The organism is Streptomyces sp. NRRL WC-3549 (genome assembly GCF_000721935.1).
Classification (GTDB): Bacteria; Actinomycetota; Actinomycetes; order Streptomycetales; family Streptomycetaceae; genus Streptomyces.
In genome coordinates this window covers 26,023-36,418 of sequence record NZ_KL585419.1, presented here as the reverse complement: position 1 = coordinate 36,418, position 10,396 = coordinate 26,023, and the positions used below count along the sequence as shown (strand labels likewise).

9 protein-coding genes are annotated in these 10,396 nt (G+C 72.7%); 4 read left to right on the top strand and 5 right to left on the bottom strand.

The window, feature by feature from the left end; genetic code table 11:
• Positions 1 to 130: 130 nt before the first annotated feature.
• The gene (locus tag IH13_RS0124415; protein ID WP_031087862.1) at positions 131 to 985 is read left to right on the top strand and encodes a class II fructose-bisphosphate aldolase; all 855 of its coding nucleotides are present in this window, start codon (positions 131 to 133) and stop codon (positions 983 to 985) included.
• Positions 986 to 1,043: 58 nt separating this feature from the next.
• On the opposite strand, the gene IH13_RS0124410 is transcribed toward IH13_RS0124415, so the two are convergent.
• From IH13_RS0124410 to IH13_RS0124400, 3 genes are all read right to left on the bottom strand, one after another.
• Positions 1,044 to 1,541, bottom strand: a complete 498-nt coding sequence (locus IH13_RS0124410; RefSeq protein WP_082317690.1) for a hypothetical protein — start codon at positions 1,539 to 1,541, stop codon at positions 1,044 to 1,046.
• A 72-nt stretch (positions 1,542 to 1,613) separates the two neighbouring features.
• Positions 1,614 to 2,186: a TetR/AcrR family transcriptional regulator gene (locus tag IH13_RS0124405; RefSeq protein WP_031087858.1), complete on the bottom strand. Its 573-nt coding sequence runs from the start codon at positions 2,184 to 2,186 to the stop codon at positions 1,614 to 1,616.
• Positions 2,183 to 3,658 (bottom strand): MFS transporter, encoded by a 1,476-nt coding sequence (locus tag IH13_RS0124400; protein ID WP_031087856.1) that lies wholly within the window; start codon positions 3,656 to 3,658, stop codon positions 2,183 to 2,185. The genes IH13_RS0124405 and IH13_RS0124400 overlap by 4 nt, the downstream gene beginning before the upstream one ends.
• Positions 3,659 to 3,809: 151 nt before the next feature.
• Between IH13_RS0124400 and IH13_RS0124395 the strand changes: the two genes are divergently transcribed.
• Positions 3,810 to 4,085, top strand: a complete 276-nt coding sequence (locus tag IH13_RS0124395) for a hypothetical protein (protein WP_031087854.1) — start codon at positions 3,810 to 3,812, stop codon at positions 4,083 to 4,085.
• A gap of 72 nt (positions 4,086 to 4,157) precedes the next feature.
• On the opposite strand, the gene IH13_RS0124390 is transcribed toward IH13_RS0124395, so the two are convergent.
• The gene (locus tag IH13_RS0124390; RefSeq protein ID WP_031087853.1) at positions 4,158 to 5,771 is read right to left on the bottom strand and encodes a DUF445 domain-containing protein; all 1,614 of its coding nucleotides are present in this window, start codon (positions 5,769 to 5,771) and stop codon (positions 4,158 to 4,160) included.
• A 147-nt stretch (positions 5,772 to 5,918) separates the two neighbouring features.
• Here IH13_RS0124390 and IH13_RS0124385 point away from each other — a divergent pair, with 147 nt between their 5' ends.
• Positions 5,919 to 7,172, top strand: a complete 1,254-nt coding sequence (locus IH13_RS0124385) for an SGNH/GDSL hydrolase family protein (protein WP_031087851.1) — start codon at positions 5,919 to 5,921, stop codon at positions 7,170 to 7,172.
• Between the two features lie 31 nt (positions 7,173 to 7,203).
• Here the strand turns inward: IH13_RS0124385 and IH13_RS0124380 are convergent, their stop codons facing one another.
• Positions 7,204 to 7,866 carry a DUF1707 SHOCT-like domain-containing protein gene (locus IH13_RS0124380; RefSeq protein ID WP_031087849.1) on the bottom strand — a complete coding sequence of 221 codons (663 nt, stop codon included), beginning with the start codon at positions 7,864 to 7,866 and terminating at the stop codon, positions 7,204 to 7,206.
• Positions 7,867 to 8,276: 410 nt separating this feature from the next.
• Between IH13_RS0124380 and IH13_RS0124375 the strand changes: the two genes are divergently transcribed.
• A partial coding sequence (locus IH13_RS0124375) for a transglycosylase domain-containing protein (protein ID WP_063837483.1) occupies positions 8,277 to 10,396 on the top strand: 2,120 nt, incomplete at its 3' end.

Genomic DNA, 10,396 nt, shown 5'->3' with positions numbered 1-10,396 from the left:
CGACAGCCGCCCCCGGCCACGCCGGGGGCGGCTGTCGTGCACCTCATATTTTCCAACCTGCTTCAAGCACGCTATAAATGAGCAACTTCGAGCATCATTCGCCAGGATTCACGCACTGCGAAGGAAGCCCATGCCGCTCATATCCACCGGTGCCCTCGCGCACGAGGCCCGTTCCGCCGCAACGGGCCTCGGGGCCTTCAACGTGGTGCAGATCGAACACGCGCAGGCCATCGTCGGCGGGGCGGAGGCGGCCGGGCTGCCGGTGGTCCTCCAGATCAGCGAGAACACCGCCCGCTACCACGGCTCCCTGGAACCGATCGGCCTCGCCGCCCTCGCCCTCGCACGCGCGGCGGACGTCCCGGTGGCCGTGCACCTGGACCACGCCGAATCCGCGGACCTGGTCCGGCAGGCGGTCGGCCTGGGCTTCACCTCGGTCATGTTCGACGCCTCCACGCTCCCGTACGAGGAGAACGTCGCCGCGACCCGGGCGATCACGGAGTACTGCCACGGCCACGGCGTGGACGTGGAGGCGGAACTCGGGGAGATCGGCGGTAAGGACGGGGCGCACGCCCCCGGCGTACGCACCGATCCCGACGAGGCGCGGGCGTTCGTCGGCGCGACCCTGGTCGACGCGCTGGCCGTCGCCGTCGGCAGCTCGCACGCCATGCTGACCCGGGACGCAGCCCTCGACTTCGAACTCATCTCCCGGCTGCGCGCGGCCGTGGACGTCCCGCTCGTCCTGCACGGCTCGTCCGGCGTCGGGGACACCGGGCTGGCCGGCGCCGTCGCGGCGGGCATGACGAAGGTGAACATCTCCACCCACCTGAACAAGCTGTTCACCGGGGCCGTCCGCGCCCACCTGGAGGCCCACCCCCGGGCCGCCGACCCCCGCGCCTACCTCGGCCCGGCCCGCGACACGGTCGCCGCGGAGGTGACGCGTCTGCTGGGCATCCTGGGACGCAGTCCCGCACCGCGGAGCCGGTGACCGCTCACCCTCGCCTCGGCGTCCCACCGGGCCTGCTCGTCCGCGCGTTGACGTCCCGTCAGCGGTAGTCCTCCGGGTGGTCCTGCATCCAGGTGTTGACGCGGTCCCGGGTGCCGACCAGGTCGTCCTTGTGCTTCTCCAGGTTCGGGGCGGAGGGGTCGCCGTCGAGCGCCGTGTTCAGGGTGGCGATCCAGGCCAAGGGCTCCTTGAAGTGCTCCGGGCCCTGGGGGTCGGCCTTCATCGCCTCGTCCAGCCGGTCGAGTTCGTCGTCGACGCGGCCCAGGAAGTAGGCGCAGTCCCCGGCACCGGGCGTGCAGGTCTCGTCCAGGGTCGCCTGGAGCCCGGCGAAGGCGTCGCGGACCTCCGAGGGCGCGGGCTCGCCCGCCTCCGCTCCGGTGCCCCCGGCCGTCGCCTCCGCGGCGTCCGCGGAGGCTGCCGGCCGGCCGGCGGCATCGGCGTCCGGTTCCGGGGTGCTCTTGAGCAGGGAGCAGCCGGAGAGGCAGACCCCCAGGACCATGGCCGGTATCGCGGCACGCAGAGCAGTACGGACAGGCATGAGGCCCCCCTCGTAGGATTTCCCGACCCTACTGCCGCCCCGCCCGGCCCGTGACCGGCCCCTGACGCGCGATCAGCCCGTGACGAGCCGCTGCACAGCAGGCGCGTACAGGTCCGCGAGGTGCTCCGCGGAGGCGAGGGCGCCCGCGCCCTCCCGGTGCAGCCCCAGTGTGGCTCCGAGGCCCAGGAGGTGACCGGCGATCAGCTCGGCGCGCAGCTCCGCCTCCGGGCCGGTCAGCAGGGCGGCGAGACGCCCGGTGACCTGCTCGTGGAAGCGGTCCCGCAGCAGGGAGCGCTCGTCGTGGTTGCCCAGCGAGAACACGACGCGCAGCAGCGGGTCGGCCTGCCGCTCGCGGCGGCGGTTCACGAGGGTGAGCACCATGTGGCGGCCGAGCCCGTCCACCGGGGCGTCGAAGAGTTCCTCGGCGGCCGGACCGAAGTCGGCGACCGTGTTGAACAGCTCCTCCTTGCGGCCGAAGTGCTTCACCACGAGGGAGGCGCTCACCCCGGCGTCGGCCGCGATGCCCCGGATGGTGACCTCCGCGTACGGGCGCTGGGTGAACGCCCGGCGGGCGGCCCGCAGGATCGCGTCCTTGCTCGTGGTGGCTTCCGCCGGCGACGCTGCTGCGGTGGCTCGGGCGGTCATGCGCTCTCCTGGATCGGCACCGCCCTCGTACGGCCGGTGGTCTCGCGTGGTCCCCCGACCGTACCCGCATCGGCGCGGCCCTTCCGCATGCAGAGCGTCACCACCAGGGCGAGCACCGCCGCGACGGCGGCGATCACGAAGACCAGCTGGTAGGCGCCCAAGGTGGGGGCGGTACGGCCGGCCGCGACGAACGTCATGTTGGCGAGTACGGCGGCCACGGTGGCGCTGCAGAACGCCTGGCCGACGGAGCGCATGAGGGTGTTCAGGCCGTTGGCCGCCCCCGTCTCGCTGACGGGCACACCGCGCATGACGAGCGCCGGGAGCGCGGAGTAGGCGATGGCCGTGCCCGCGGCGACGACCGTGGCGCCGGCGACGATCATCCACAGGCTGTGGCTGGTGAAGTACCGCACCCCGTATCCCACGGCGATGATCCCGGAGGCGAGCGCGAGGCTGGTCTTCGGGCCGCGTGCGGCGGAGATCCGGGCCGAGACGGGCGAGAGGAGCACCATCGTCACACCGCCGGGCAGCAGGCACAGCCCGCTGACGACGAGGGAGGCGCCGAGCCCGTAGCCGGTGGCCTTGGGCTCCTGCACCATCTGCGCGGTGACCAGGGAGTTGGCGTAGAAGGCGAAGCCGATCAGCAGGGCGGCGACATTGGTGAGCAGCACCGCGGGGCGGGCCGAGACACGCAGGTCGACCATCGGGGTGCGGACGCGGAGCTCGTACGCGCCCCAGACGAGCGTGATGACGACCGAGGCGACGAGCAGTCCGAGGGTGAGCGGGGACGTCCAGCCCCAGCCGCCGCCCTGGCTGACGGCGAGCAGCAGGCAGACCAGGGCGGCGGTCAGCCCGAGGGCGCCGGGCGCGTCGAACCGTCCGCGGGTGCGCAGCGGCGACTCCGGGACACAGCGGAGCACCAGGAGGATGTCGAGGAGGCCGATGGCACCGGAGACCCAGAACATGGTGTGCCATTCGAAGTTCTGGATGACCACGGCGGCGATCGGCAGGCCGACGGCCGCGCCGATCCCCATCGACGAGCTCATCAGCGCGACCGCGGACAGCACCCGCTCGGGCGGCAGTTCGTCGCGCAGGATGCTGATCCCCAGCGGCACCACGGCGATCGCCGCGCCCTGCAGGGCGCGTCCGGCGATCAGTACGCCGATGTGCGAGCTGGCGGCGCACAGCACCGAGCCGACGACGAGGAGGCCCAGGGAGGCCAGGAGGACGCGCCGCTTGCCGTACATGTCGCCGACCCGGCCGAGGACGGGCGTGAACACCGCACCGGTGAGGAGGGTCACGGTGACCAGCCAGCTCGCGGCGGCGGGGGTGGCGCCGGTGAGCTCCGGTATGTGCGGGAGCAGCGGGACCACGAGCGTCTGCATGATCGCGACCACGACACCGCAGAAGGCCAGGACGCCGAGGGCGAAGCGAGGGTGGCCGGGGGTCGTGGCGGCCGGTGCGGGTGCGTTCATGAGATCTCCGTACGCAGGGGGTGCACAATTGTTCACCTCTGAGGGTAAACGCTTGTGCACCCCCTGCGCGCCACGAGGCCCCGGACCGGCGTTAGCCTCGGAACCATCGTCCGGGAACGGATCGCGGACGCAGAGAGCGAAGGTGGCGGCGATGGCGAAGGTTCCGGCAGCGGCGGTGGCGGCGAGCGGACTCGTCGGCGGATACGGAATCGCCCGGTGGACGAAGAAGCGCCCGCTGGGCGGGGTCGCACTCGCCGCCGCCGGGTCGGTGGCCGCCTACGAGTGGAACCGGCAGGGGGGCGCCTACGTCGCGGCGTTCGCCGGCTCGCACCCGCTGGCCAAGAAGGTCGGCGCCTGGCCCGCGGTGTTCGCCGTGGCGGGCGGCGTCGCGGCGGCGTCCTGGGCGGTCACCCGGCGCAGCGCCTGAGAGACGGCACGGGGTGCGCCCGCCCGCGTACGGGCGCACCCCGGGGCCAGGCCCCGGGACCCCCGCCGGGGCTCAGCCGCCCAGGGCGTGGGAGACCGTGTAGATGGCCAGACCGGCCAGGGCGCCCACCACCGTGCCGTTAATCCGGATGAACTGCAGGTCGCGGCCGATGTTCGCCTCGATCTTCCTCGATGTCTGGTCGGCGTCCCAGCCGGCCACGGTGTCGCTGATCAGCGACGTGATCTCGGTGCGGTACGTCGTGACGACGTAGACCGCCGCGTCCTCCAGCCAGCCCTCCAGCTTGGCCTGCAACCGCTCGTCCGTCGCCAGGCGCCTACCCAGCGAGATCAGCGAGGCGCGGGCCCGCAGCCGCAGCTCGCTCCGCTCGTCCTCGGCCGCCGTGATGATCATCGTGCGGACGCCGGCCCAGGCCGAGGCGATGACGTCCTGGACCTCGCCACGGCCCAGGATCTCCGACTTCAGCCGCTCCACCCGGGCCCGGGTCTCCGTGTCCGTCTGGAGGTCGGCCGCGAAGTCCGTCAGGAACCTGTCGATCGAGCCGCGCGCCGGGTGGCCCGGCATGTCCCGCATCTCGGTGACGAACCGCAGCAGCTCCTTGTAGACCCGCTCCCCGATCCGCTTGTCGACGAAGCGGGGCGTCCACCCGGGCGCTCCGCCCTGCACGGCGTCCATCACGGAGTCACCGTGCAGGACCAGCCAGTCGTGGGCCCGGGTGCAGACCAGGTCCACGACCTTGCGGTGGCCGCCGTCCGAGACGACCTTCTCCAGCATCTTCCCTATGCCCGGGCCCACCTCGGCCGCGTCCGCCCGCCGGGTGATCGCCTCGCCGACCACGGCCTGGACGTCGGAGTCCCGCAGGACCGTCAGCGCACCGCGCAGCGCGGTGGCGAGCTCGGCCGTGACCCGGTCGGCATGGGCCGGCTCGGCCAGCCAGGTACCGAGCCGCGCACCGACGCCCAGAGCGTGAATTCGGTCACGGACGACGTCTCCGGACAGGAAGTTCTCGCCCACGAAGGAACCGAGGGAGGCCCCGAGCTGGTCCTTCTTGGTAGGAATGATGGCGGTGTGCGGGATGGGCAGGCCGAGCGGACGCCGGAAGAGCGCCGTGACGGCGAACCAGTCCGCCAGCGCACCCACCATCCCCGCTTCGGCGGCCGCGGCGACGTAGCCCGGCCAGCCGCCCACCCCCGCGTTCTTCGCCCAGGTGGCGAGTACGTACACGAGCGCGACAAGGAGGAGCAGAGCCGTGGCCGTCGTCTTCATACGGCGCACCCCGCGCCGCTTCTCCTCGTCAGCGGCGGTGTACGCGAACCCGCCCAGGCCCCCCGGCACCCGCCCCGGAGCCGTCACGGCACGTCCGCCCGGAGCGCCGCCCTGGGCGGACGCGTCCGCCGGGCGGCCACCGGGCCCGGGACCGGCCCCGAAGGGCCCGGGGGACGCGGGCTCCCCGGGCGGGGCTCCGCTCCCGCCCGCCGGCCCGGGACGCGCTGACCCGCCGTCATCCGGGCCGCCGGCCCCGGGTACTTCGCCGGACGTCGGCCCGGCGTCCGGCGGCCCCTCCGGCGCCCCGCCCGCGCCCGGCGGCCCGGGGCGGCCCGGCCGGTCACCGTCCGGACCTCGGTCCTCGGACCCCGGCCCCGCTCCCTGCCCCGCGTCCTCTTCCATCCGCTCCACCCGTCCGCGTACGTGTCAGTCCGTGCCGTACGCAATTGTCCCTACCTGACCTACTCCCGGGCCACCTGCCGAACCCCCGTGGCCTGCCGCCTCATCAGATCAGCCCGCACCCCCCGAGGAGAATCACCGCCCATGCCCATGCCCAGGCGCCAGGGACACACCCTGCTCATCGCCCTCGTAGCAGGCACCGCCGCGCTCGCCGCCGCCGTCGCCTTCGGTACGTCGCTGGTGACCTCGACACGGCGGGCACCGCTCGCCGAGGCACAGGCGCACCCCGCGGCACGTCAACCCGCCGCACCGGCCCACTCGTCCGGCACCTGGGTGGTGACCTGGACCGGCGCCCCCGCGAGCCCCGAACCGCCGAACAGTGCCGACGGGTACCCCGGCCACACCATCCGTAACACCGTGCACACGAGCATCGGCGGTGACGCGGCACGCATCACCCTGTCCAACCTCTTCGGCACCACCCCGCTCGTCGTCGACCAGGCCACCGTCGCCACGCGCCCGGTCACCTTCGGGGGCCTCGGTACCGTCACCGTCGCCGCCGGCCGGCAGGTCGTCAGCGACCCGGTGGCCGTCCCCGTCGCGCCCGACTCCGACCTCCTCGTCACCTTGCGCACCCCGTACGGCGGCCGACCGGTCACCCACCACCCCAACGCCCACCAGACGTCCCACCTGGCCGACGCCACCCGCACCTGGCCCACCACCGCCTGGCGCTACCTCACCGCGGTCGACGTCCGCAACGACACCGCGCCCGGGGCGATCGTCGTGATCGGCGACTCCCTCACCGCGGGCACCGCCTCCAGCACCGACACCGACAGCCGCTGGCCGGACGTCCTCTCCGACCGGCTGGGCCACCGGTACGGCGTCGCCAACCAGGGCATAGCCGGCAACCGCGTCCTGCGCGACAGCACCAACCCCACCGGCGCCGGCGGCATGTCCGGCATCCACCGCTTCGACCGCGACGTGCTCTCCGTCGCCGGCGCCAGGACCGTCATCGTCGCGCTCGGCATCAACGACGTGCAGCAGGCACCCCAGGAGACCGACGCCCGGCGCATCGTCGCCGGCCTCCGCTCCCTCACCGACCGCGCCCACGCACACGGCCTGCGGGTCGTCGGCGCCACACTGACACCGTTCCGGGGCTACGCCACCTGGACGCCCGCGCGCAACGACGTACGCCGGGCCGTCAACGCGCAGATCAGGGCGGGCCACGTCTTCGACGACTACGTCGACTTCGACCGCGCCGTACGCGACCCCTACGCGCCCGACCGCATCCGGCCCGCCTACGACTCCGGCGACCGGCTCCACTTCAACGACGCCGGATACCGCGTCCTGGGCCGGCTCGTCGACCCGGCCACGGTCACCGGAGCGCCGAAGACCGGCGCCTTCTGAACCGGGTGCCGGGCGGACGGCCCGGCCCCGCTCAGTCCTCCAACTGCTTCCGCCCGGCGTCCTTCAACCGCTGCCGCTGGGACTTGGTCCACTTGCGCACCGCGCCGACCCCGCCCATCAGAGCGAGACCGGTCACCCGCACCCTCGGGGCGTCCGGGGCCGGGGCCCCGAAGTCGGCGTCCTTCGACTGCTCGTCGAATCCGCCCATGACACCGACGCCGTTGACCTGGAGGTGGACGTCCGGGGACACCTTCACCTGGATCCCGCCCATGATCGCGTAGCAGCGGATGACGACCTCGCGGTCCTCGAAACACGCCTCCCGCAGGTCGATCTCGCCCCCGCCCCACATCACGAACGCGTTGAAGACCCGGCCCACGGTCCAGCGGCCCTTGCGGCTGAACCCGCTCCAGAACGCGAACCCGCCCGTGGAGGTCGCGGGGCCGCCGATCCGCTGCGACCAGTCCGCCGACGCCACCGACCGCCCGGCCGGCACGGACGACCCGGCCCGCACCGGGGCCACGGCCCCGCCCGGCACCGGGAGGTCGTCGATCAACGGCTCCAACTCCCCGTGCGTACGCGCCTTGTACGCGGCGTCGAGCCGCTGCTCGAACTCATCCATCTCCAGCCGGCCCTCGGCCACGGCCTCCCGCAGCGTCTCGGCTATCCGCTCACGTTCCGCATCCGAAGCGCGCATGTCCGGGCGTTCACTTGTCATGACCAGCAGCCTATAGAGCAACGCGAACACGGGCCTACGGACTGCCCGGAATAGCCCCGCGCACCGCTCGGCGGGCCGGAACCGCCGCTTGCCTCTCCGCGAGACCGGCCTCGGCGTCCGGCTCCCGCACCGACGAGTCCACCGCCGGCCTCCGCTCGCCCTCCCCGCCCGCGCAGCCCGGGGAGCGCCCCGCCGCACGCCGGAGGGCCGAGGCCGATCACCACCCCCGATCGCACATCAGCTCGATTTCGACCGCCGGTGAACCGCGGCGCAGCCCCCGTACACGCCCCGAGGCCGCCGCGACCCCCATCTCCAGGGTGTATATCGGAGTTATCGCAACAAAAAGTGCACTATGGGATAACTGTCCGCAGTCGAGGAGCCTCCACGTCATGAGCCACGAGCCACCGCAGAACAGCGGAGACCCTGGTCAGCAGGGCAACGAGGGCTGGTCCCCCCGGGACCCCTCGGCCGCGAAACCCGACCCCGAGAAGAAGCCGGACACCCCGGACGCCACCGACACCCCCGACACCCCGGGGACACCGGGGACACCGGGGACACCGGGGACACCGGGAACTCCGGAGACACCCGAGACCTCGGACGCGTCGGACACCCCGGACACCGACGCCCAGGCGGCCCAGGAGGCGGACGGCGCGGCCGAAACCAAGAAGCGCACCAAACGCCCCAGGCGCACCGGCTGGCGCCGGGCCGTACCCACCTGGCGCATGGCCCTCGGCGGTGTCCTGCTCTTCGCCCTGCTCCTCGCCGGCGGCTTCCTCGTCGGCTACCAGCTCGTCGACATCCCCGCCGCCAACGCCGCCGCGACCGCCCAGTCCAACGTCTACCTGTACGCGGACGGGAAGAAGGTCATCGCCCGCGACGGCGAGATCAACCGCGAGAAGGTCCCGCTCGACCGCATCCCCCAGAACATCCGGCGCGCCGTACTGGCCGCCGAGGACCGGGACTTCTACTCCGAGGACGCCATCGACGTCAAGGCCACCCTCCGCGCCGGGTGGAAGACGCTCACCGGCGGGGGACGCCAGGGCGGCTCCACCATCACCCAGCAGTACGTCAAGAACTACTACCTCGGCCAGGAACAGACCGTCGTCCGCAAGGCCAAGGAGTTCTTCATCTCGGTCAAGCTCGACCGCGAGCAGAGCAAGGACGAGATCCTGGAGGGCTACCTCAACACCAGCTACTTCGGACGCAACGCCTACGGCATCCAGGCCGCCTCCCACGCCTACTACGGCAAGGACGTCGAGGACCTGAAGACCGGCGAAGGCGCCTACCTCGCCTCCCTGCTCAACGCCCCCAGCAACTACGACGTCGTCGTCCACCCCGAGAACAAGAAGGCGGCACTGGCCCGCTGGGACTACGTACTCGACGGGATGGTCAAGGAGGGGTGGCTCAGCCGCTCCGACCGCCAGGCCATGACCTTCCCCGCCCCCGTCAAGGCCGAGCCCCCGACCGCGCTCTCCGGCCAGCGCGGATACGTCATCCAGGCCGTCGAGGCCTATCTGACCAGCAACAAGATCATCGACGCGGACACCCTCGCCACCGGCGGCTACCGCATCGTCACCACCCTCCAGAAGGACAAACAGGACGCCCTCGTCCAGGCCGTCGAGGACAACGTCCTGTCCAAGACCAGCGACGACCGCGACGCCGACCGCAACGTCCGGGCCGGCGGCGTCTCCGTCGACCCCGCCAACGGCCACGTCGTCGCCCTGTACGGCGGTGTCGACTACACCAGGCAGTACGTCAACAACGCCACCCGCCGCGACTACCAGGTCGGCTCCACCTTCAAGCCCTTCGTCCTCGCCGCCGCCCTCGCCAACGGCTCGAAGAACCAGGGCGGCCACGCCATCACCCCCAACACCCGCTACGACGGCACCAACGAACGCACCGTCCAGAGCGCCACCGGTTCCACCGGCTACTCCCCCGCCAACGAGGACGACGTCGACTACGGCTCCATCACCGTCCGCGAGGCCACCGACAAGTCCGTCAACGCGGTCTACGCCCAGATGGCCCAGGACGTCGGTCCCGAGCGGGTCAAGGACACCGCCGTCGCCCTCGGCATCCCCGAGACCACCCCCGACCTCACCGCCACCCCCTCCATCGCCCTCGGCCCCGCCACCGCCAGCGTCCTCGACATGGCCTCCGCCTACGCCACCCTCGCCGACCACGGACGGCAGCGGCCCCACTCCCTCGTCGTGAAGATCAGCAAGAACGGCACCGACCTCGCCCTCCCCACCCACAAGACCCGGCAGGCCATCAGCCGCAAGGCCGCCGACACCACCACCTCCGTCCTGCTGAGCGTCGTCGAGGGCGGCACCGCCACCGCCGCCCGGTCGGCGGGCCGGCCCGCGGCGGGCAAGACGGGTACCGCCGAGGAGGACCGGGCCGCCTGGTTCGCCGGCTACACCCCGGACCTCGCCACCGTCGTCGCCGTCATGGGCCAGGACCCCGACACGGGCATCCAGAAGCCGCTGTACGGCTGTCTCTTATACACATC

Excerpts from the sequence above, each read along its gene's own strand:
- IH13_RS0124415 (WP_031087862.1), top strand. The coding sequence starts at position 131 with ATGCCGCTCATATCCACCGGTGCCCTCGCGCACGAGGCCCGTTCCGCC.
- IH13_RS0124410 (WP_082317690.1), bottom strand. The coding sequence starts at position 1,541 with ATGCCTGTCCGTACTGCTCTGCGTGCCGCGATACCGGCCATGGTCCTG.
- IH13_RS0124405 (WP_031087858.1), bottom strand. The coding sequence starts at position 2,186 with ATGACCGCCCGAGCCACCGCAGCAGCGTCGCCGGCGGAAGCCACCACG.
- IH13_RS0124400 (WP_031087856.1), bottom strand. The coding sequence starts at position 3,658 with ATGAACGCACCCGCACCGGCCGCCACGACCCCCGGCCACCCTCGCTTC.
- IH13_RS0124395 (WP_031087854.1), top strand. The coding sequence starts at position 3,810 with ATGGCGAAGGTTCCGGCAGCGGCGGTGGCGGCGAGCGGACTCGTCGGC.
- IH13_RS0124390 (WP_031087853.1), bottom strand. The coding sequence starts at position 5,771 with ATGGAAGAGGACGCGGGGCAGGGAGCGGGGCCGGGGTCCGAGGACCGA.
- IH13_RS0124385 (WP_031087851.1), top strand. The coding sequence starts at position 5,919 with ATGCCCAGGCGCCAGGGACACACCCTGCTCATCGCCCTCGTAGCAGGC.
- IH13_RS0124380 (WP_031087849.1), bottom strand. The coding sequence starts at position 7,866 with ATGCGCGCTTCGGATGCGGAACGTGAGCGGATAGCCGAGACGCTGCGG.